Genomic DNA, 22,275 nt, shown 5'->3' with positions numbered 1-22,275 from the left:
TTTGCCGAGTTCGTGGCATAATAGCAGAGTTCACTTTTATTTCAGAAAGGAAGCCTCTGCCCAATGGCTCAGCACCCTAACCACCCGCCCGTTTTCCCGCTCCATGAACAGCTTCCCGCCGCCATGATCCTCGCCGGCGTGGGCGGCTACATGGATGCTTTTTCATACTTATTACATGGCAATGTCTTCTCCAGCCTGCAATCAGGGAACGTCATTTTGCTCGGCATCCACCTTGCCCGGGGGCAATGGGCCAGCAGCGGCCACTATCTGCTGCCCTTAGCCGCTTTCTACCTGGGGGCGTTTTTCATCACCCTGCTCGCCCCCTACGTGCATAAACCCGGGCAGCGGCGCACCCACATCATCGGGGTCAGTATTGAAATCATCATTCTCCTGCTCACTGCCCTGTTTGGCGCCCGCTTGCCGGACACCGTGGTCATCGCGATGATGTCGTTCACCGCCGCGATTCAGCTGAGTGTCTTCCGTAAGATGAAAGGCCAGCCGTATACGACCACCATGACCACCGGCAATATCCAGGCCAGCGCGGCTTATTTGGCTAATGCGGCACTGGGCACCTCCACCTTGGCCGGCCACCGCAGCTGGGACCGGATCGCTGTCGCGCTGGGCTTCGGCCTCGGGGCCTTCCTGTCGGCCAGCTTGGTGCCGCTGCTGGGCCAGCACGCCATCATTGGCGGGGCGGGATTGCTGGTTATCGTGCTGATTCTGCTGCTGCGGGAGAAACCTGAATTGACCGCCTAACGCAAAGAGCGGCCTGCCCAGCCAATATCAATTGGCTGAGCAGGCCGCTTTTGGTATTCCTGAAGCACTTAGGACAAGCCAGCCGCTGTCGCCGGCTGTACCACCGCCTGCGCCAAAGCTGCACTTAACCGAGCCGCACCGGTTTGAATGGCTGCCACGTCTTCACCGGTGAAGTTCAACCGGGCAGCATTTACGACACTCTTCGACGGATACAAATTGCGGGACGGAATATAGGCAATATTTTCATGGGGCAAAACCTCATCTTTAAGCAATTGGCCCATATCCACGTCTGCTGGCCCAGTCAACCAAACGAAGAACCCGCCCTGGGGATCGTTGACCTTGAAGCCCGCCGGCAAATTGCAGCGCAGGGCGTTGACCATCGCGTCTTTCTTCATCTGGTACGTCCGGCGCAGCTGGACCAAGTGGTCATCCAGACTGTTCTCGGCCAGATAATCAGAAACGGCCACCATGGTCATGAAGGGACTCTCTAAGTCCGCCCCATTCTTCAAGTTGGCAATGGCGTCGATCCAACGCTTACCGCCGGATGCCCAGCCCAGGCGCAGCCCCGGAGCCAGGATCTTCGAGAAACTGCCTAAAGAAATGACCCGGTCGTCGGTATCCAGGGATTGCAGCGTTGGCAGCTGTTCGCCGGTGAAACGCAGCCAGCGGTACGGAGAGTCTTCCAAAATGACCACGTCGTACTGCTTAGCTAAGCGCAGCAGTTCCTGCCGCTTCTTCAAGGACATGACGATACCAGTGGGATTCTGAAAATCCGGGATCGTGTAGATCATCTTGACGGGATGGGCCATCAAGACCTTTTGCAACGCATGCATGTCCATACCGTCAGATTGCATCGGAACCTCATAGTAGGTCGGGTCATAGTTATCAAAGGCCCCCAAGGCACCAAAGTAAGTCGGCGCTTCAACGACTAAGCCGTCGCCGGGGTTGATCAGCATCCGGGCCACCAAATCGATGGCTTGCTGCGCGCCCTGGGTCAAAATAATATCATCGGCCTGAGTCGGCGTACCGTCGTCCGTCAAGCGTGCCGCCAGTTGTTCCCGTAATTTTAAGTAACCCCGGTTGTCGTGGTATTGCAATATGTTTTGGGACCCGTCGGTGAAAGCGTGCTGGAAAGCTGCGCCCATGGCCGCGTTGGGGAACAGCGCGGCATCCGGGAACCCGCCGGCAAAGGAGATCAGATTGGCATCGTTGCTGGCCGCAAAGGCGTCGGCGATCCCAGCTTCTCCAGCCTTGATTGTCCGTTCTGCAAATAATTTTGTCATAATCAATGACCTCCTCTAGCGATGGGCTCCGCGGCTCATCTCAATCTCTATGAATAGCATACGGCCAGTGCTATGATTAGTAAAACTCAACTTATTCAATCTTAGATGAATTAAATTCATCATCGGAGGTCATCATGGCAGATTTTGCCTATCAAGTCTTTACCGAAGTTGTTCAACAAAAAACCTTCGTGGCCGCTGCCGCGCGGCTGAACGTCACCCCCAGCGCGGTGAGCCACTCCATTGCCCAGTTGGAAGCGACCCTGGGCTTTCCCCTATTTATCCGGCACCGGACCGGCGTCGAACTGACTCCGGATGGGGCGACCATTCTTCCCGTGATCCAGGATATTTTGAACAAAGAAGCCCAACTGCAGCAAGTCGCGGACAGCATTCAAGGGCTGAATTCCGGACTCGTGCGGTTGGGCGCATTTAGTAGTGTGTGCATCAATTGGCTGCCGGGGATCATTCAAAACTTCAAGAAACGCTATCCCCAGGTCGAGGTCGAAATCTGGCAGGGCACCTTTCCCGAAATTGCCCAGCAGGTGCGCCTAGGCAGTATCGATATCGGCTTCTCCACCCTGCCGGTGGAAGAAAACGTCCAAGTCGAACCGGTGGCGGCGGATACGATCCGGTGTGTCACCCCCGCCGACTTTCAACCCGCCAATGGCCAATTCGTCACCGGCGCGGATATCGCCCACCAGCGCTTCATCCTGCAGCAGGCCGACTACGACGGTGATACGAAGAAAGCCCTGGATCGCTACAACGTTACGCCAAACTCGCTGGCCTATTCCATCGATGACCAGTCGATCCTGTCGATGGTGGAAAGCGGCCTGGGCTTCGGCATTCTGCCGGATCTGGCGTTGCAGAAGCTGGTGGGGAACGTCAATGTGTTTCCGTTCTCCGAAACCTTCCGCCGGACGATCTGCGTGCTGACCCGGAAGGAAACGCCGGCTCCGTCGACTAAGAACTTTCTGACTGCGATCCATACGTACTTAGTGGGGGCATACGGCCAAGATTACTTAGGCCGGGACTAGGACAGATCCTTGGCGGTGGCGGCTTGCCGGCTCATCAGGAAGTAGAACGGGATGGCGACGATCAAAGCGCCTAAGCCGAGCACGGCTTGCAACGCGGTGACTTGGAACAGCAGCCAGATACTGACGGCGACAGCGACGACCGGAATCACCGGTCCCAGCGGCAGCTGGAAACGATCCGCGGCCGTCGCCCGGGTGCGGCGGAAGACCAGCACCGCCAAGCAGGTGGGAATGTATTGGGCAAACCGGGACACGGCACTGATCTGGGCCAGATAACCGAATTGTCCAGACCAGGCGATCAGAATACTGATGCCGATGGAAATGAGAATGGCCACGTACGGCGCATGCTTACTGTTGCGCTTGGCAATCATGCTGGGCATCATGTGGTGTTCGGCCAGCGCCACCCCGGAACGCGGGGTGACGTAGCTGGAAGCCACCAAGAAACCGCCCGTGGACAGCAGCGTACCCGCCGCGACCAAAGAATTACCGAAGCCGCCGGCAAACTTGGCAAAAGCGGTTTGAATCGGCGCAGTCGTGTGCCCCAAGGCGCTGGCGCCCAGGACACCCGTGCAGACGGTTTGAATTAATAAGTAGAACGCCAAGACGATTCCGACCATGATCAGCAGGGCCCGGGGCAGGTTCTTCTTTGGATTCTTCATATCCCCTGCGGCCACAACGACCCGTTCAAATCCGGCAAAGGCGTAGAACATCGTGACGGCTGCAGCTCCGAAATGACCAGCGGTATAGTGACCGTGGGGGAAAAGCGGTGTGAAGTTGCCGCCGTGAATGAAGAAAATGCCCATGGTGACAAATAGCAGCAGCGGGATCAGTTTGGACAGCGTGACGATATTGTTCACGATTTTGGACACTTTGACCCCGGCGATGTTCATCAGCGCCATCAGCCCCAGCAGCACCGTCACGGTGATATTCTTCGCCCAGATATTGGCCAGCGCCGGGAACGTCGCCCCCAATGCGGTGGCGAAGGCCACCGCCATCGTGGCTTCCGCGATGATCTGGATCGCCCAAGTGACGAAGCCGACTTCGAATCCCACGAAGTCGCCAAAGGCATCCTTGGCATATAAGTACGGCCCGCCATCCTCATCATAATAGGTGGCGGCTTGCGCAAAACACATGGCAATACTGATTGCCAGCAGCGCATCAAAGATGAGAGAAAAGATACCGGCCGTGCCCATCAGTGACGCAACCTGATTAGGGAGCAGAAAAATACCAGAACCAATAATGCCATTGATGCCTAAGAGAATGATGCTAATGAGCCCCAACTGGGCACCTTTTTCGCCATGCGTTTCCATACTGCCAACCGCCTTCTTATCAGCTATTTGTCATACGGATTTAATAGTACGGTATGGCGTGCCGGCAGTCAATAAACAAATGCGAATAAACGGCATGATTTTGTTTGTAAATCAGTTAATGTTCGGTTTTGGCAATTACAGTTTCTGGGTTTCGTCTATCCCGCTGCCAAGGTATAATGAAGACAAGCAGTTTTATAGGGAGAGGGGCATATACCCATGTGGGCATCATGGAACTGGCTGGGCGTCGCATGCTGGACGCTGGCCGTCATCATCTTGATTTTCGCTGTACACAATATCCGTAAACGCCGATTAAAAATGCTGGTTACCCAACGGCGGCATTTTTCGGCCGCTAATTTCGGTCTGGACTTGCTGCTGATCGTCATCGTCGCCGCCAGTTTCGGCACGATGATCTACGCGACTTTCTTACACACCGACACCATTGCGGACAGCAGTGCCATTCAGTTGGACTACCGCTACCGGCCGCTGGTGATGCAAACCAGAGGCGACCAGGGCTACCTGGTGCGGGTGCACAACGGCAGCGGCCATACCCCGATCCAAACGTATACGTATTGGACGGAAGGCTCCAAGTACCAGATCAACAGCCGAGATGCAACGATCTCCACGGGGAAGAAAATCGTGCCAGCAGAAGCCGCCGCATATCCTTGGCCGACGAAGTCCATGGAGCGGATGGAAAATAACACGCGGTCATCCTTTGTCGCGGTAATCAAAGCAACGTACAAGAACACGCCATTCAACGGCCTGGGCATGCACGCCGGCCGGGCAGCAAGCTACCACGAAATTATCCGGATCCCGAGCGATTTGTTCGTTTATATTGATAATCCGGCGACGAAGTAACGCCTTCGGTGCCACAACGACTCGTTTCGGCGGGTCGTTTTTTTGGCCTAATATTTTTTCCCAAACCGGCCTACCCCCTGTTCTCATTTTCAACCGGCCAGCGTGCCAACTCAGCTCGCAAGTACCGCAGTATGTCTTGCTTGTCGGTCCACCCATCTCTATGTTGTGTGCTATAAAAAAGTAAGCACAACATGTTGTACTTTCGACCCGGACGGCCTATACTTAAAAGTACGCAAACAAAGAACTGCTTGGAGGGATTCACATGAGTGAAGTCGTAATTTATACCCGTAACGGCTGTATGCAATGCCGGATGACTGAACGCTACTTAAAGGAACATAACGTACCTTTTGAAGAACGAAACATTAACGACGAGCCCCAATATATTGATCAATTGAAGGCTCAAGGCTTCCGTTCCCTGCCCGTCGTCATGGCCAAAGATGCTGACCCCATCATGGGTTTCCGGCCGGACTCCTTGAAGGCGCTGGTCGGCTAATCGGTGTACAATGGATGGATGCGCCTCATCCGGAGACAACATCAAGGTGCAGTTGCATCTTGGTGTTTTTTTTCGCCAATTTTTCCCTAAGCACTCGTAGAAAGGACAGTGGTGGCCCATGTCACTTAAGGACTTGGACATTAAAGAGGTTTCGTATTTCAAACTGAACAACGAGGTGAACCGGCCGGTGGACGGCAAGATTCCCTTGAACAAGGATAAGGAAGCCTTGGCGGCGTTTCTTGACGAAAACGTCAAACCGAACTTGAAGCACTTTGACTCGATTTTGGCTAAAATCGACTACTTAGTGGCCAATGACTACTTAGAAGAAGGCTTCATCGACAAGTATCCCCGCCAATTCATCAGCGACTTGTACCAACGGCTGGTGGATAACCACTTCCAGTTCCAGTCCTTCATGGCCGCTTACAAGTTCTACAACCAGTATGCGATGAAGACCAACGACAGTGCCGAATACTTGGAAAACATCGAGGAACGGGTCCTGTTTAACGCCCTTTATTTCGCCGATGGCGACCAGACACTGGCGACGAACATCGCCGACGAAGTCATTAATCAGCGCTACCAACCGGCGACCCCTTCTTTCTTGAATGCGGGCCGCGCGCGGCGGGGTGAATTTGTGTCCTGTTTCTTGATCCAGCTCACCGACGATATGAACAGTATCGGCCGGGGCATTAACTCCGCCCTGCAACTATCCCGGATCGGCGGCGGGGTCGGTATCGCCCTCTCCAACCTGCGGGAAGCCGGCGCGCCGATCAAGGGTATCGAGGGGGCTTCCAGCGGTGTCTTGCCGGTTATGAAGCTGCTGGAAGACAGCTTTTCTTACAGCAATCAGCTGGGCCAGCGGCAGGGCGCCGGGGCGGTCTATTTGAATGTCTTCCATCCCGACATCATCCGCTTCCTGTCGGCGAAGAAGGAAAATGCTGACGAAAAGATTCGGGTCAAGACCCTGAGTCTGGGCGTGGTCGTCCCGGATAAGTACTACGAACTGGTGCGCAACAACGAGCCGATGTATCTCTTCTCCCCATATTCTGTGGAACGTTACTACGGCAAGCCGTTTGCTTACGTGGATATCACCAAGGAATATGACAACATGGTAGCCAATCCCGACATCAAGAAGTACAAGATCCAAGCCCGGGACCTGGAGAACGAGATTTCTAAGCTGCAACAGGAGTCCGGCTATCCGTATATCTTGAATGTCGATACCGCCAACCGGGACAATCCCATTGACGGTAAGATCGTGATGTCCAACCTCTGCTCCGAGATTCAGCAGGTGCAAGTTCCGGCGCAGATCGGCGACGACCAAGAATATACCAAGATGGGCGTCGACGTCAGCTGCAATCTGGGCTCCACCAATATCTTGAACTTGATGCACTCCCCGGATTTTGGCCACTCCGTGCGGGTAATGACCCGGGCCTTGACGTATATCACCGACCACTCCAACATCGTGGCCGTCCCGACCGTGGCCCACGGCAATAAGCTGAGCCACTCCATCGGTCTTGGGGCCATGGGGCTGCATACCTTCTTGGCTGTCAACCACATGCACTACGGTTCTAAGGAAGCCCTGGATTTTGTCAGCACCTACTTCATGCTGCTGAACTACTGGACCTTGGTAGAATCCAACAACATCGCCAAGGAACACCACGAATCCTTCCACAACTTTGAGAAATCCAAGTACGCTGACGGCACCTACTTCGATAAGTACATCGACCACAGCTTTGCCCCCAAGACGGCGAAGGTGCAGGCGTTATTCAAGGATATTTTCGTCCCGGCGACAGCTGATTGGGCCGCGCTGCGGGACAATATTCAAAAATACGGTCTGTACCACCAGAACCGGCTGGCCGTTGCCCCCACTGGCTCGATTTCGTACATCAACGATACCAGCGCGTCCTTGCATCCGATCACCCGCTTAGTCGAGGAACGGACCGAGAAGAAGAACGGCAAGCTCTACTTCCCGGCGCCGCATTTGAGCAACGATACGATGCCTTATTACACGTCGGCCTATGATACCGACATGCGCAAAGTCATTGACACGTATGCCGCGGCGCAGCAGCATGTCGACCAGGGGATGAGCTTGACCTTGTTCCTGCGCTCGACCATGCCCGAGGGGTTGTACGACTGGAAGCACGAGCCGGAACAAACCACCCGGGACTTGAGCATTCTGCGCAACTACGCGTATTATAAGGGTATCAAGTCGCTGTACTACGTCCGTACGTTCACGGACAATTCGCAAGAGATTGGCAGCAATGACTGCGAATCGTGCATTATCTAAAGGAGCCCGAAATGTCTGACACAAGCACTCACTACTACAAAGCCATTAACTGGAACGCTGTTGAGGATCAGATCGATAAATCGACCTGGGAGAAATTAACCGAGCAGTTCTGGCTCGATACCCGGATCCCCTTGTCCAACGATCTGGACGATTGGCGCACCTTGTCACCCATGGAGCACACCCTGGTGGGTCACGTCTTTGGCGGACTGACCTTGCTGGATACGCTGCAATCCCAAGACGGGATCGACCAGCTGCGCAAGGATATCCGTACCCCCCAAGAACTCGCGGTGTTCAACAACATCCAGTTCATGGAGTCCGTCCACGCCAAGAGTTATTCTTCCATTTTCAGCACGCTGAATACGGCGGAAGAAATTGACGAGATCTTCACTTGGACCAACGGCAATCCATATCTGCAAAAAAAGGCCCGCACGGTCAACGAAATCTACCAAAACGGCACGCCGCTGGAGAAAAAGGTCGCCAGTGTTTTCTTGGAAACCTTCCTGTTCTATTCAGGTTTCTACACCCCCCTGTATTACCTGGGGAACAACAAACTGGCTAACGTCGCCGAAATCATCAAGCTGATCATCCGGGACGAATCCGTCCACGGCACTTATATCGGCTACAAGTTCCAGCTGGCCTTCAATGAGCTGAGCGAGGACGAACAGGGCCGCTTCAAGGACTGGATGTACGATCTGCTCTACGACCTGTACGACAACGAAGAGAAATACACCGAGATGCTGTACGGCGACATTGGCTGGGTGGACGAAGTGGAGACCTTCCTGCGCTACAACGCCAACAAAGCGCTGATGAACCTGGGCCAAGAACCCCTCTTCCCCGACACCGCCGACGACGTGAACCCCATCGTCATGAATGGTATCTCCACCGGAACCGCCAACCATGATTTCTTCTCCCAGGTTGGGAATGGGTACCTGTTGGGCCATGTGGAAGCAATGAGTGATTCAGACTATGATATCGGTCGGCCGAAGAAGGACGACAAGAAGTAGACTTTAGCAAGAAATGGAAACCGGGTACTGCCGCTGTGAATTGGCTGCGGTATCCGGTTTTTGTTTTTCATGAGCGTGACATGTTGAATCGTAATTCTTCTGCCAAATTTCCCCCGAATTACTGAAGCGTACTTCAATTAAATCCAGAATTACCAATTGAGGGAAGTATGTTTCATCAACTGGCTATTTTAAAAAAATTTGAAGTACACTTCACTAAATTATCAAAAGAGAAACAAAATCGGGTATCACGACGAACAAAACGCCGCGATACCCGATTATTCAATCCCTTGCTAAAAGTCCAGATAGAAATAGATGTCCTGTTTCCCCTCCTGCTGCGTGTGGCCATACCCGCGGGTATTCAACCCGCCGATCTGGAACCCGGCAGCGAGATAGAACCGGCAAGCGTCGATATTGTTGTCTTGACCAACCGTGTAGATCCCCGCGTACCCGCGCTGTTTAGCCGCGGGCGCAGCCTCCTGAATCAGCCGGCGGGCAATACCTTGGTGGCGATAGGCGGCATTCACCTTCAAGTCGTCCAAGTACAGATACTTGAAGAACGCCTCTTGATAGGTGGCCAGACCGACGGGTTTGTTTTGGTCGAAGGCGCCCAGCGCAAAGCCGTTCTTGGCAATCTCCGCAAACTGGTAATGTTCATCGGGAAAGGTTTGCGTGGCGGCCGAGTCAGTTTCTTCAAACCGAGCATGCCAGGCCGCGGCATCCCGCGTGACGATCATCCGCCCGTGCAAAGCAAAGGGCTCATTGGGCAGTTGCAGCGCTGGTGTGTCTTGGGCGGTCAACTGACGAATTTCTATTTTCTTATTTTCCGGCATAACCAATCACCATCGCAATCACTAGAATAATCAACACGATCGTCGTGATTGCGACATACAAAGTGTCACGCTCCACGGCGAACGCGTAAATCGACACCACGACCCGCAGAACGGGGGTCAGGATCAGCAGGAACAACCCCAGCATAATAATAGCAAAGGGCTTGAACTGCATCACGCCAGCAAACATCGCCCGGAAACCCAAGGGTACCGTATCACCGGGATAGCCGCTGCCGCCTTCAATGAACAGCGCGGCTAAGCCGATGACGATCACGATGGCGGAGACGATGACCCCGATGCGCAGAATCTGCCCGATGAGGCGTTCGACCTCGTTCATTTCTTTTTTGCGTTCTGCCATCAGATGGTCACCCCGAATCCTTTAAGCGCCATTTGCAGACCCATATAGATCAAAATGGGGATAAAAATCATCCGAATGACCCGCGGCCGCAAGTGCTGCATGATTCGCGTGCCAATCGTGGCCCCCACAAGAATACCGATCGCTAAAGGCGCAGCAATCTGGGGTTGAATCGATCCATTGAAGAAATAGACCGTTGCACTGGCCGCGGCGGTGACCCCCATCATCAGATTGGAAGTGGCGCTGGACGGTTTCAAGGGCATCTTCATGATCGTATCCATGGCAATGACTTTGAACGCCCCGCTGCCGATGCCCAGCAGACCCGAAGCAACGCCGGCCCCGTACATCATGGCGAACCCGCCGGGAACGTTTTTCACTTCATAATCCACATTCTTATGCTCGATAATGTCCCGATAGCTGCCGTTCAAGTTTAGTCTTTCTGACCACTTGTCCGGCTGAACCGGCTGATACCGCTCATCGGCCGTCCCCCGCAATTTGCGGATCATGTTCGTGCTGGAATAAATCAGCAGTAAACCGAAGAATACGTACAGCAGCGCATGGGGAATGACCCCGGTAAGCAGCGCGCCGGTGATCGCCCCAATGGTCGTGGCAATTTCTAGAAACATGGCGACCCGCAAATTGAGCAGATCATCCTTGATATACGCGATCGTTGCCCCAGAACTGGTGGCGATGACCGCGATGATACTGGCCCCAATGGCGTACTTAATGTCGATGCCCATCATGATCGTCAAAACCGGGGTGATGATCATCCCGCCGCCGATCCCGAGGATGGCCCCAAAAATACCAGCGAGCAGGCCGACGGCGGCCAATTCAATGACTTGTTGGACAACCATCGGCTAATCCTCCGTGGTCTTCTTGGCACGCGTCCGGGCAGCCGGCGTCTTTTTGGCGGTGGTTGTCTTTTTCGCTGGAGCCTTCTTCGCCGCGGTGGTACTGCGGGTCGTGGTCTTCTTGGCTGGCGCTTTCTTCGCCGCGGTGGTACTGCGGGTCGCGGCCTTTTTGGCTGGCGCCTTCTTGCGTGCGGTCGTCTTCTTCGCCGGACTCTTCCGGGTTGTCGTTCGCCGCTTCGGCGCCGGCTTCGCGGCTGCCTGTTTCGCCGCTTCGGCCTTCTCCGCCGCGGCTTTTTCTTCTGGCGTCGGGTGCTCAACTGTTTGTAAGAAATCCCACTTTTCCTGGGCCGCTTGAATGATTTGGGCCCGCACCTGATCCTGGTCACTCAAGAAGGTATCCACCGGCGCAATTTCATCGATGCGCAAATGGGAGACATTAATATCCTCCGACTCCACGATCAGGTAGACATTCACCGCCGCCGTCGCGTCCAAATCGAAGAACTGATAGAGCTTGTTGCTGTCAGCCAAGGGCAAGTTAATGACGTTCGTCTCCAAGCGAAAAGCCACTGGCACCTCCGTAGCGATATCGAGATTGGCTTGGGTCATTTCATTCGCCGCCACACTCGCCTCGAAGTTGTCAAGCAGCTCACCGAGGGCCGCGGCCAAACCGTCCTTCTTGATCTCCGCCGGCGTCTTCGTCAGCGTGATGGTGCGAATCTGTTCAGCGGGCACCATGTCCACGATTTTTTGTACTTGAATTTCCACGAGAAGTTCTCCTTTGCTTTCTACTTATTCCCCCATGGTACCACAGGGAGAAAGGCAAGAGAAAAGCGCCTGAGCAAACCAAATAATCACACAGGCACCAAATCCATAATGGCTTGGCTGACCAGCGTCGGCTTTTCCCAGTGAATATAGTGATAACTGCCGCCAGTAATCACCCGGGAACGCGGATTAGCCGTCATATATTCCGATCGAGCCATCTCAGCTGCCCGGTAGGCTTCAGTCACGATAACCGTCGGGATAGTGACCGGCAGTGTCAATGATGTTCGCGACCAAGAAAAACTATTCATTGCCTGGGTCAGCCGTTGGATATCAACCGGCTTCAGCCGGGCAATACTGTGGGTGTAGGATTGCCAAAGACGCTGTGCGGCTTCGTCTGGAAACTCCCGTTGACTATGCCCGCGCAGCCACGCTTCCATTTGGTCTTGGGTCCAATTAGCTTGGGCCGTTGCGGCCTGCTGATAGGGTGCTGTCTGGGGCGGATTCAAAACAATCTCTCGCGTTGTCGGCTCAATACCAACAAACCCAGCAACATTTTTCAGCTGTTCCGCCATCACCAACGCATAAACACCGCCAAGACTATGGGCGACGAGAATGACGCCCGCTGCCGCCTGAGTATGTATAATGTCAGCGATTGCCCGGGCTTCGTCGGTCAAGGTATAGTCCTTCACGGCTGTCCCGCTGTATCCCGTGTTCAGATAATCCACAGTCAGCCAATTGACGCTGGCCGGCAGCTGGGTAATCACATTATGATAGGTCGCCAAGGTGTCGAACTGCCCAGCGCCGCTGAGAAAGACCACCAACGGCCCGTCATCACTGATGTTGGTAGAAATCTGAAAACGTCCTAGTGCTGTCTCAATCATCTTGTTGATCGCCATGCGCATCCATCTCCACTACTCGTTAGTATGCTCTCAGTGTACCGTAAACGCGGTTGACGTTGGGAATAAATTCTAACATACTGAATAGCATCCCTAAGAAAGCTGAGTATTTCTCATGTCACCAAAAATCATCCCCATCACCAGTGACGACTTTGAATTCGTCGAAGATCAGCTGGACGACTACAATATTAAAAGCAAACCGCTCACCCAGCCCAAGCCGTTTGTCGGCTGGCGTTACGCGATCAAAGACGGCGACCAGATCATCGCCGGCATTATGGGCTATTCGTCCTACTACCGGATTGGCTACCTGGATACGCTGTGGGTTGATCCGCGCTATCGCCGGCAGGGTCTGGGGCGGGCTTTGCTGCAACAAATCGAACACGATCTGCACGACTATGGCTGCCAGGTCATCCATCTGGAAACATTTGATTTCCAAGGACCAGAGTTTTACGAAGCCAATGGCTATACCCAGTTTGGCGACTTGTACTACCCGAACGCTGACCTGCACGAGTTGTATTTTCAAAAGACCTTTGCTGAGTAGCCAAAAATCCGCCCGACAATTCCGTTTAGGTGAAATTGTCGGGCGGATTTTTGATTGCCTGGATAACTCAGCGAATGCCTGAATGCCGCCGCAAAATAGTAATGCGAATTTCATCCACAATAATCACGCCGATGGTGATGACTTCAACAAGGCAAAAGAGCAATAAGAGATAATAGATCGAACCAATACACTCCAAAACAAAGATGGTGATGCCCAAAACGATAGCAATCACAATACGCAACCGTAATTGAAACGCCCGTTGCCGTAAAATGCGCAAGGTTGCGGCCGAAATGGGAGCGGCCTGCCAATGCGCCAGGTCATTGCGCAGCTTAGCCGTTGTTTCTGCTTCACTCACGCCCGGCTTAGTCTTCGGGATACTCTGCTGAATGAGTTGTACATGAGATTCTGCTTCCTGGATCATGATAGTCCCTCCCCGTTTGCCCTTGAGATTACCACGGTCTTGGCCGCCAGTCCAGTTTTTATGCCAGCGTTACCACTTGATCAAATAGGTCTTTATTTTGCGCATGCAGCTGATGGGTAACGAAAATCACCGTCAGCCCTTGTTGTTTAAGGAAGCTGTCCTCAACCTTCAATGCACTAGCGGTATCCAAGCTGCTGGTGCCCTCGTCGATCAGCATGATGTGCCGCTGGCGCAGAATTCCCCGGGCCAGCGCCAACCGCTGCCGCTGACCGCCGGAGAATAATCGGCCGTCTTCGCCCACCGGGGTCGCCAAGCCTTGGGGCAGCTGCTGGACAAAATCGCCTAAGTCAGCCTGGCGTAATGCCGTCATGATCTGCTCATCGGAGAAAGTTTGGCCTAATGCCAAGTTGTCGCGCACGGTTCCGTTGAAGACGTAGGGCGACTGGTCAATATACAGCACATTATCGCGCAGCGACCGGCCGGCAATTTGCTTCAGCGGGACGCCGGCGACTGTCACTGTGCCTTGATAATCCGGCAGTTTGCCGTTCAGAATGTTCAGCAGTGTGGATTTGCCGACTCCGGAGGGCCCGGTAATGGCCACTTTGGTCCCGGGTGCCACCGTGAGCGAAAGGGGCTGTAAGGCCGGCTTGCTGGTGTGGGGATACTGATAACTCAACTGGGCAAGGGCAATCGATTGGGCCTGGTCGGCGGGAATAGTTCTCTTTTCTGCCGATTGATTGTCTGCTTGGGCCGCATACTTGGCGAATAACGGCTGGACAGCCTTCATTTGGGCGGCCAGCGGACCAAGGTTAGCCATACTGTTCAGAAGATTGAAGGATAGATTCCCCGTGGCCATGATTGCCCCGACTGAGGTGAGCCGCCACAGGACCAAGAGGCCAGTCCAAGCACTGATTCCCACTTGACTCACAATACTGGCCAAACCGGCGATCGACCCCATCCCGGCCTTCACCGTGTTCTGTTTCACCCGCAGTCCGGCGATTTTCCGCGCACTACCGGCAATCTGATCAACCAATCGTTGCTGCAGATTCAGAGCGAACAACGTATCGAAGCCTTGGAGAAACGACTGCACCTGGTTGAGAAAGTTTTCGTTGCCGTGGGTCACCGCCATATTGGTCTGCTTCATCGGTTTGGCCAATAATTGCGGGGCACTATACGTGATCAATCCCAACAGAATAGAGACAATGACCAGCGACCAATGGAACTGAATAAGCGCCGCCACGGTGAACCCAGTGTCGCAAACAAACTGCACAATATAGAAATAACCTTGAAAGCCCTGGTCTTCAATCATTGTAATATCATTGGTCAGCCACGACCCATAGGTGCCGGTATCGTGCCGGTGAAAATATGCATAATCACCATGAGTGATATTACGGGTGATCGTCAACCGCAGGTCCAAACTCATTTTCTGCACCAATACCCCTTCCAGGTACATCGTGCCGAATAAGAAAATGGACAAAACGAGAAATAACCCAATATCGATGCCGGTCCAAAATAGAAATCGTGACATACTCTTGGCGACCAAACCGTCAAGCACATAGGCATTAACTACCCCGTGAAAAACACGCAGCGCAGAACAGATAATGAGTAAAACCGTAACCGATAGTGTTAATCCGGTATGTTTCAAAAAGTATTGACGCATTGCCGTCCCCTTCTTTCCTTTGATCAATCACACTGTACCAAGGAGGCGGCAGCTCTTCTCAGCCGCTTGCATATCTGCAAGTCAGCTTGCTATACTGGGGCCAATATCAGGAAAGGCGGCGGCAGCGATGCCTTATGGGACTTTGATTCGCCAAATTCGCCAAGCCAAACACATTCGATTGGCCGATCTCGCCGATGAGCAGCTTTCTGAAGCACTGCTCTCCCGCTTCGAACGGGGTCAGACCGACATCACGCTGACCAAGTTTTTACACCTGCTGCATCGGCTGCATGTGACCCCGGAAGAATTCGTCTTGCTGGCTGATCAACCCCGGCGTATTGGACCAGATTTTTTTGGCCATTTTTCTGACTTCTACTTCCGGATCGATGCCAGCGGTCACATGGAAAATAAAGAAAAAGCGCTGCTGCGGGCGCAAAATCTCGTCACCGTGACTGCTCAAGACTATCGGACGGCGCCCACCCGCTGGCACCTGCTCAACTGGCGCGGCGCGCAGATCCATTTGCAGCGCGCGAAACACAACTTGGATATGCCCGATACCGCCGTGATCGATCTGACGCCCGTACAGGAGTATTTGTTGAATCTGGACATGTGGACGGCGGTGGATATGCAGGTTTATGCCTTCTTTCTCAGCGAATTGGCGGATGACGCCAACCATCTGATCCTGCAAGCGGCAGCGAAGCACATTCCAGAGCGGATGCTGGATTCGTCCTGGCAAAGAATTTTATTTCCTGCGGGTGAAAGCCAATTCATGGCGTTTATGGTGCATGGCAAGATGGCCTATGCGCGGGATACCTTGGCAATTTTAGAGCAGATCACGGCTAGATCACCCAACGCCATGGACGGTCAGGTCCACCTCATCTTTCTCACCGGCTGGCTGGCCTTCGTGACTGGTTCTGACCAGACCGCGGGCCGGCAGAAAATGGATCAAGCCATTTCGATCTTCACCATCTTAGACCACAGACTCGAAGCCAGCCGGTACCGGCAGCTCAAAGAACAGATCACCGGCGCTGACCCAACGCCTATCCTGCCGGATATCTGGCTATAGAAAAGGACCGGCCGTCCCGCGATTGCGGAACGCCGGCCCTTTTTGGCTAGGACGCGTTAAATCGAATTACTTATTTTCTTGAATGGTTTTTTCCGTCTTCGTCTGCAAATCCTTCAACCCAGCTGTGGGGTCGGACTTGTTGGTAACTGTGCGGTCGACGAATTCCAACAAGTTGTTCCGGAATTCACCGTAACCGGCAAAGATGGTGGAAGCGAATGAATAATCATTGGCTTCCGCAGCGGCCTTGAACTGCGGTACTTTCTTCAAGTAGTTCTGGTAAATGTCGCTCTTGACGCCGCTCTTGGTGACTGGCGTGTAGCCGGAATCAACGGCCCATTGGGCGGTGTTGTCCGTCTTCATCAAGAACTTCATGAACGCCCAAGCGCCATCTTGCTGGGCCTTGGATGCACCCTTGAAGACAACGTTGACGTTGCCGGCCAGCGCCGACGTGGACTTGCCGTTATAGGTGGGCACCAGCGCGGTGTTCCAGTGCAGCGTCTTGGGGGCCTGCTGCAACAGGGCTGGGATGGTGGCAGAAGAACCGATACCGAAGACGGTCTTGCTGGCTGCGAATGGATAGGAGAAGTACTTGTCTTCCTGGGCCGTGCGGGCGTAACCCTTGTTGATCAGGTCCATGATCGTATTCTCCGCGGCCACGGTCTTCGGGTTGTCCATATTGACCTTCAGCTTCGGGGTGACGAACTGGCTGCCGGCGGCATAGGCCATACCTTCCAGTTCCATATCGTAACTGCTGTCGAAGATCAAGGTGTAGAGCTTGTCTTTCTTCAGCGTATCGCCGTAGGAAGCCAATTGTTCCCACGTCTTCGGTACTTGCAGGTTATATTTCTTTAACAGGTCTTCATTGTAAAAAAGTACCCGGGTGGACAGGGAGTACGGGGTCGCATATTGCTTACCCTGATACGTCCCAGTGGCCCAGAAAGCGGGCACAATATCCTTCTTCTCAGACGCGGACAGCTTGTTGGGGCCAGAATTGACCTCGCTGTCCAGCGGCAGAAGAAGATCACTCTTAACATAATCACCAATGTTCGTGTACGGGGCCTGGGCCATGGTCGGCAAGGTCTTGGACTTGGCGGCGGCCATGATCTTTTGCTGCAGGGCATCGTAGGAGCCCTGGGAGGTCGCGACGACTTTATACTTGGTCTGCGACTTGTTGAACTTATCAATGAGCTTTTGCTGTGCCTTATCCCAGCTGCCGGTCATCCGGTGCCAGTATGTGATCGTAATCGGCTTGCTGCTCTTTGCACTGCTGCTACTGCTGGAATTACTATTGCTGGTACTGCAGCCGCCTAATACAAGAATTGCGGCCAGCGCGAGTGTCGTGACAAGCGCAAGAAGCTTAGTTTTCTTCATAATGTATGTCCCTCATTTTCCTTTTGCTGACGAATGCCAATGAACGACAATGGAAGCCATTCGCCGTTGATTTGTCCCTAGCCAAGACATCTTCATTATGCAATACATTCCAGAAAGCGTCAACGAAACTGTCCGGTAATATCCGAACATTACAGGTGGGATAGCCATGTAAGCGCTGGCAATGTTCGGATTTTACCTGCCCACTTCCTGATCTAGCCAACTTTCGCTCAAATCAGCTTGGGGGCCTGGGGATTATGGTATCCCTCAATAATAATGTCCCGCCACATCAGGAAGCGTTCGACTACCACTGGCTGATCCAAAATACGAAAAATACTGATTGCCTGATCGCACATTTCTTTACCCTGGTCGTAATCTTCCGCGTACATCACGTACCAGCCCCGCTGGAAGCGCAGTGTGGTGGCTTCCATCAATTCGCCCGTGTTGCGCACCAAGTCAGCCTGCTGGTCCAGACATTCCTTAGCCCAGGGCCGGTGACCAAATTGGATAAAGGTGCGAAAGGCGCTGGCTAAAATATTCAGCCGCAGTTTATACACCAGGGGCAGCGGCGCCTCCTTGGCGGATGCCGCCAGCGCAGTGCCCAGAAGTTGATGGGTAGTGGCCGGTTCTAAGAAGCCTTGGAATAGTTGGAAAATCACCAGCTCAAAACTGCCCCAGTTCTCAATCCCGTACAGATAACTGACCACCGGCCGGGTCATTTGGCGAAACTGCGTCATCAGCGTCGCGGTGTCATCGGTTCTACCTTGGATGTTGCTTTCGACATTCGCCCGGCTGATCGCGACAAAAATGGCCAACAGCTGGCCCCAGCGAGTGGTCTGGTCCAAGCTGGCAGCGAGTTTATCCAGCGCCGCCAAGTCGGCGGCCGTCTCCTGCCCCTCGTGGCCGGCAATCACTTGCCAGACTTGATTCAACGGTAGTGGATAATCCGCCGTGATATAGAATCCCCGCAACATATCCATCTTAACCGCTGGCACTACGCCGCGCTTGGTGGCCCGCAAGAAGAGGAATTCTTCAAACGGCACATTGATCCGGCTGAGCAGATGCTCCAGCCGGTCGAAACTGATCCGCGTCTCGCCCCGTTCAAACTTGCCGATGAACGCCACGCTGTTCATCTTATCCGCCAGCTGCTGCAGTGTGATTCCCCGATCCTGCCGCAGTTGGCGAAATAATGTCCCTTCCAGAGCCATTGTGGTCACCTTTTTTCTCATATAGTGTCATTTCAGCCACTGCCCATTCTCTCACCGGTACGCTGAAGGTACAAGATGCACCGAGAAAGGATATGAGCCCTATGCACGAATATCGCATCAACCGCGGCTACCGGGCGCTGATCAATGCCAGCTTGTTGAACGGCATCGGCAACGCCCTTTACAACATCGTTTTTGTCATCTATGCCAGCACCTTGCCCTTCAAGACCTTGGCTGTTTCCCTGGCCAGCTTTGCCACGCTGATTCCCACCTTATTGATGCTGGTCACCGGCTTCTGGGCGGACCGGGCGGCGCAAAAAACCGGGCGGATGATCATCGCCCGGGTCTTGCAATTTGGTCTCTTTCTGCTGTTAGCGCTGCTGATTCAGCAACCGGGCAGCCTCCTGATTTTTCTGATACTGCTAGCCATCAACGTGGTATCCGATATTCTTGGCCAATACGCCAACAGCCTGGAGCTGCCAATCTTCCGTCACCTCATCGCAGATACTGAGCTGAATAGTGCGATGGGCTTCCAAAGTGCTACGCAAACCACGATTGCCCTGATCTTCCAAGGCGTCGGGGCTTGGGCGATCGTGCTCCTGCAGCATAACTTTGCGTTGTTCGGAGTGATCAACGCCGTCACCTTCCTCGCCGCCGCCTTGGTCATTGCCCAGCACCGCCAGCTGCTGCGGTCCGCCGAGCCCAAACCCAGTACTGCCCGGGCGCAAACGTTCCACGCCAGTTGGCAGGTCCTGCGGGAGACAGTCCGCACCAGCCCGTTCATCGGCTTGAGCCTGATCCTCGCCTTCCTCGCTAACGGCCTGGCGACCAGCATCGACGGTTTGCAAAACGTCACCCTCCTGCGCCAGCCGCACTATTGGCTGGGCAACTACGGCAATACGATCGCGCTGCTCAGCATCGTCTTTTCCCTGGGCCTGATTGCCGGTGCACTCTTCAGTCAGGATTTTTGTCAGCACCTCAGCCTGCTCACACTGATCAGCCTGGTCCTCTTGGGGGCGGTCCTGCTGGGCGTCAGCTTCCTGCTCAACTGGGGTATCTGGGCGGCGCTGTTCCTGAATTTTGCCATGGCCTACCTGCTGGGCAAAATCAATCCCCGCTTCAGCAGCATCATGCTGTTGACGGTCGATGCCGACCATCTTGGCGCCGCCATGGGGGCCATGGTCACCGTCGTGATGCTCGGCGCACCCCTGGGTCAAGCCGTTTTTCTCGGTATTGCCAACGCGGCCGGCCCGGCACTGAGTTGGGCGATCTTCGCCCTCTGCTCTGGGCTGGTGAGTATCGTGGCTCTTATTTTCAGCCGGCGGGTGAGTGATCCGTCACTGACCATGCAGCCCGATACACTTTAGGTAAGAAAGGCCAATGGCCCGCCGTGCGATTTTCTGCACGCCAGGCCATTATTGGCGTTTCTTCCGCCAGCGGCCAACGGTACTGATGATTTCATCAATGACTACGAAGATGATTGCTATTGCGCCAACAAGACCCCCCAACAGCAAGATGCCGTAAAGTTGGACGGTTAGCTCTAACCAGAGCGTAATTGGCGCCAGTATGCAGACCGCGGCAATCTGTAGCCGTAGTTGAAAGTTGCGCGTCTGGATAATTTTTGCGGTTTTCGCTGAAACAACCGGGGCGGCGGCATGTTTCAAGTCAGCGCGCAGCTTAGCCGTCGTGTGATCGAGTTGTGCCTCATCGGCAGGCAGCAGCTGGCGGCGGTGAAACTGGTTTGATCGTCGCACCATCACCATCTCCTCCATAACCTATATTGACTGCAGTGTACCGTCTTGTGTGATTCACTGCCGCGTGATATGACTATATGCATATACTGACTGAATGGAGGATTAGAATGATTGCTGATTAAAGGATCAAATGTAAGCATCGATAATCAAGGGCCATCAAGATCCTGGGCGTTTTTTATCACGTAATACAGCTTCTCTGGATGAATCTTGATTCGAAGCAGCTGAGCACGGAAGGAGACAAACACACATTCGATTCGGTATCCTTGAAATATGAGGAGGTGAATCGAATGCCAATCAAAACACACAAGATCCGGATCTATCCCAACGCCGAGATGACTACGGTCATTGCCGAGTTGATGGACTACAACCGCTTTTGCTGGAACAAAGGCTTGGAGGCATGGAATGACATGTATGACGCGTCATTAGCCGTGGTGGACAAGAAACTGCGGCCTAGCGAGTACAAAGTCCGAGACGAGCTGGTGAAGAACAAAACCGACTGGCAGCATCAGTTTTCAGCCCGAGTGCTCCAAACTGCTGTCCATCGGCTGCATCAGGCTTGGCAGAACTTCTTCAATCCTGCTATGCCGGATGCCAACAAGCCTAAGTTCCATCATAAGCGGGATCCTAAACAAAGCTTTACAACGGATCGGGCGGTCATTACCGGCAAGCACTTGACCTTGGATCGGCCGCATGCGGCCAGCCATCGGTTCAGTACCATCAAAATGGCGGAGACTTTACGTTTTACTGGCGAGATCAAAACCGTGACGATAACCAAGCGCGGAAAGAAGTTCTACGCCAGTGTCAACGTATTGGTTGAAGACACTCCACGACTGGCTTTCTATGACTCCTGGGATATCGTCGGTATTGATGTGAACGTGGGCCATATCCGCTGGAACGGCGGAGACGTCAACACCTTCACACCACGCATGGCGGCGCTGCATCAACGCATCAAATATTACCAAAAGTGCCTGAACCGAAAACGACGGAGAAATCCCAGCGATTACCGGTCCAAGACCTATCAGCGGATTAAAGCGAAGATGAACCGCACTTACGAGCAGGTGCACGCGTTGCAGGATGATCTGATCCACAAGTTCAGCCACAAAATCATCAAAAATTATCCCGTTCCTTGTTTAGAGGATCTGGATGTCCACGCGATGATGATGGACGGGAAGAAAGTCAAAGGTCTTCAGCGCGGGCTCTTTCGCCGCTTACGCACGGCAATTGAGTACAAGGCAGCCTGGCATCACCGTCATCTGGTGATCGCCAATCGTTTCTTTCCGTCGACGCAGCGCTGCTCGAACTGCGGCTACATCAAAACCAAGGAAAGCTATGGCGGCAAGATGACGCTCCAAGGCGACAGCATTTATCACCAGCATGACGTGTATCGCTGTTACGAGTGCGGTCTTGTCATTGACCGAGACGATAACGCTGTGCAAAATTTGATTCAGTATGCGGCGGGGCTTACGCCGGAATGGGAAACCGTTCAGAGATGATTTCTAGTCGGCACTATTATGCTCCATACTCGTCTGATCCCAATCAGACGGGGGTGTCGGCAATTA

The 22,275-nt window shown here is 53.8% G+C and carries 22 protein-coding genes; 10 read left to right on the top strand and 12 right to left on the bottom strand.

The window, feature by feature from the left end; all coding sequences use genetic code 11:
- Positions 1-63: 63 nt before the first annotated feature.
- Positions 64-756 (top strand): YoaK family protein, encoded by a 693-nt coding sequence (locus FMM01_RS15705; RefSeq protein WP_150393146.1) that lies wholly within the window; start codon positions 64-66, stop codon positions 754-756.
- 68 nt (positions 757-824) lie between these two features.
- Here FMM01_RS15705 and FMM01_RS15700 read toward each other — a convergent pair whose 3' ends face one another.
- Complete coding sequence (locus FMM01_RS15700) at positions 825-2,039, bottom strand: aminotransferase-like domain-containing protein (RefSeq protein WP_150393145.1); 1,215 nt, start codon at positions 2,037-2,039, stop codon at positions 825-827.
- Positions 2,040-2,173: 134 nt separating this feature from the next.
- Here FMM01_RS15700 and FMM01_RS15695 point away from each other — a divergent pair, with 134 nt between their 5' ends.
- Entirely contained in the window at positions 2,174-3,070 is an 897-nt protein-coding gene (locus tag FMM01_RS15695) for a LysR family transcriptional regulator (RefSeq protein WP_150393144.1), read from the top strand.
- On the opposite strand, the gene FMM01_RS15690 is transcribed toward FMM01_RS15695, so the two are convergent.
- Positions 3,067-4,377 (bottom strand): APC family permease, encoded by a 1,311-nt coding sequence (locus FMM01_RS15690; protein ID WP_027828520.1) that lies wholly within the window; start codon positions 4,375-4,377, stop codon positions 3,067-3,069. The two genes, FMM01_RS15695 and FMM01_RS15690, sit on opposite strands and share 4 nt — an antisense overlap.
- A 216-nt stretch (positions 4,378-4,593) precedes the next feature.
- Here FMM01_RS15690 and FMM01_RS15685 point away from each other — a divergent pair, with 216 nt between their 5' ends.
- The 4 genes from FMM01_RS15685 (at position 4,594) to nrdF (ending at position 9,013) form a co-directional block, all read left to right on the top strand.
- On the top strand, positions 4,594-5,232 hold the full coding sequence (locus FMM01_RS15685) for an LVIS_2131 family protein (RefSeq protein WP_035440334.1): 639 nt from the start codon (positions 4,594-4,596) through the stop codon (positions 5,230-5,232).
- 262 nt (positions 5,233-5,494) lie between these two features.
- Positions 5,495-5,725 carry a glutaredoxin-like protein NrdH gene (gene nrdH, locus FMM01_RS15680; RefSeq protein WP_027828523.1) on the top strand — a complete coding sequence of 77 codons (231 nt, stop codon included), beginning with the start codon at positions 5,495-5,497 and terminating at the stop codon, positions 5,723-5,725.
- A gap of 118 nt (positions 5,726-5,843) precedes the next feature.
- Positions 5,844-8,009 carry a class 1b ribonucleoside-diphosphate reductase subunit alpha gene (gene nrdE, locus FMM01_RS15675; RefSeq protein WP_150393143.1) on the top strand — a complete coding sequence of 722 codons (2,166 nt, stop codon included), beginning with the start codon at positions 5,844-5,846 and terminating at the stop codon, positions 8,007-8,009.
- A gap of 11 nt (positions 8,010-8,020) precedes the next feature.
- A complete protein-coding gene (nrdF, locus tag FMM01_RS15670) occupies positions 8,021-9,013 on the top strand; it encodes a class 1b ribonucleoside-diphosphate reductase subunit beta (RefSeq protein ID WP_027828525.1) in 993 nt (330 codons plus the stop codon).
- A gap of 290 nt (positions 9,014-9,303) precedes the next feature.
- Here nrdF and FMM01_RS15665 read toward each other — a convergent pair whose 3' ends face one another.
- From FMM01_RS15665 to FMM01_RS15645, 5 genes are all read right to left on the bottom strand, one after another.
- Complete coding sequence (locus tag FMM01_RS15665; RefSeq protein WP_150393142.1) at positions 9,304-9,843, bottom strand: GNAT family N-acetyltransferase; 540 nt, start codon at positions 9,841-9,843, stop codon at positions 9,304-9,306.
- A complete protein-coding gene (locus tag FMM01_RS15660) occupies positions 9,830-10,198 on the bottom strand; it encodes a DUF1634 domain-containing protein (RefSeq protein ID WP_027828527.1) in 369 nt (122 codons plus the stop codon). Before FMM01_RS15660 ends, FMM01_RS15665 begins: the two co-directional genes overlap by 14 nt.
- A complete protein-coding gene (locus FMM01_RS15655; protein ID WP_027828528.1) occupies positions 10,198-11,049 on the bottom strand; it encodes a sulfite exporter TauE/SafE family protein in 852 nt (283 codons plus the stop codon). The genes FMM01_RS15660 and FMM01_RS15655 overlap by 1 nt, the downstream gene beginning before the upstream one ends.
- Before the next feature lie 3 nt (positions 11,050-11,052).
- Positions 11,053-11,811 (bottom strand): hypothetical protein, encoded by a 759-nt coding sequence (locus FMM01_RS15650; protein ID WP_150393141.1) that lies wholly within the window; start codon positions 11,809-11,811, stop codon positions 11,053-11,055.
- 86 nt (positions 11,812-11,897) lie between these two features.
- Entirely contained in the window at positions 11,898-12,704 is an 807-nt protein-coding gene (locus tag FMM01_RS15645) for an alpha/beta fold hydrolase (protein ID WP_190973408.1), read from the bottom strand.
- Positions 12,705-12,819: 115 nt separating this feature from the next.
- Between FMM01_RS15645 and FMM01_RS15640 the strand changes: the two genes are divergently transcribed.
- Complete coding sequence (locus FMM01_RS15640; protein ID WP_150393139.1) at positions 12,820-13,245, top strand: GNAT family N-acetyltransferase; 426 nt, start codon at positions 12,820-12,822, stop codon at positions 13,243-13,245.
- A 67-nt stretch (positions 13,246-13,312) separates the two neighbouring features.
- Here FMM01_RS15640 and FMM01_RS15635 read toward each other — a convergent pair whose 3' ends face one another.
- Both FMM01_RS15635 and FMM01_RS15630 read right to left on the bottom strand, forming a co-directional pair.
- Positions 13,313-13,666: a hypothetical protein gene (locus FMM01_RS15635; RefSeq protein WP_150393138.1), complete on the bottom strand. Its 354-nt coding sequence runs from the start codon at positions 13,664-13,666 to the stop codon at positions 13,313-13,315.
- 58 nt (positions 13,667-13,724) lie between these two features.
- On the bottom strand, positions 13,725-15,326 hold the full coding sequence (locus tag FMM01_RS15630) for an ABC transporter ATP-binding protein (protein ID WP_150393137.1): 1,602 nt from the start codon (positions 15,324-15,326) through the stop codon (positions 13,725-13,727).
- Between the two features lie 127 nt (positions 15,327-15,453).
- On the opposite strand from FMM01_RS15630, the gene FMM01_RS15625 reads away from it, so the two are divergent.
- Entirely contained in the window at positions 15,454-16,389 is a 936-nt protein-coding gene (locus FMM01_RS15625) for a helix-turn-helix domain-containing protein (protein ID WP_150393136.1), read from the top strand.
- 66 nt (positions 16,390-16,455) lie between these two features.
- Here the strand turns inward: FMM01_RS15625 and FMM01_RS15620 are convergent, their stop codons facing one another.
- Entirely contained in the window at positions 16,456-17,760 is a 1,305-nt protein-coding gene (locus FMM01_RS15620) for an ABC transporter substrate-binding protein (RefSeq protein ID WP_035440339.1), read from the bottom strand.
- A 227-nt stretch (positions 17,761-17,987) separates the two neighbouring features.
- Complete coding sequence (locus FMM01_RS15615; RefSeq protein ID WP_190973407.1) at positions 17,988-18,965, bottom strand: helix-turn-helix domain-containing protein; 978 nt, start codon at positions 18,963-18,965, stop codon at positions 17,988-17,990.
- 101 nt (positions 18,966-19,066) lie between these two features.
- Here FMM01_RS15615 and FMM01_RS15610 point away from each other — a divergent pair, with 101 nt between their 5' ends.
- Positions 19,067-20,329: an MFS transporter gene (locus tag FMM01_RS15610; protein ID WP_190973406.1), complete on the top strand. Its 1,263-nt coding sequence runs from the start codon at positions 19,067-19,069 to the stop codon at positions 20,327-20,329.
- Positions 20,330-20,377: 48 nt separating this feature from the next.
- Here FMM01_RS15610 and FMM01_RS15605 read toward each other — a convergent pair whose 3' ends face one another.
- Positions 20,378-20,719, bottom strand: coding sequence for a hypothetical protein (locus tag FMM01_RS15605; protein ID WP_150393133.1), 342 nt, complete (start codon positions 20,717-20,719; stop codon positions 20,378-20,380).
- A 284-nt stretch (positions 20,720-21,003) separates the two neighbouring features.
- Here FMM01_RS15605 and FMM01_RS15600 point away from each other — a divergent pair, with 284 nt between their 5' ends.
- Entirely contained in the window at positions 21,004-22,209 is a 1,206-nt protein-coding gene (locus FMM01_RS15600; RefSeq protein WP_190973405.1) for an RNA-guided endonuclease InsQ/TnpB family protein, read from the top strand.
- Positions 22,210-22,275 lie beyond the last annotated feature (66 nt).

The sequence above is a fragment of the Schleiferilactobacillus harbinensis genome (genome assembly GCF_008694105.1).
GTDB classification, from domain to species: Bacteria; Bacillota; Bacilli; order Lactobacillales; family Lactobacillaceae; genus Schleiferilactobacillus; species Schleiferilactobacillus harbinensis.
The sequence above is the reverse complement of the archived record's forward strand: the minus strand, read 5'-3'. Positions and strand labels throughout refer to the sequence as shown.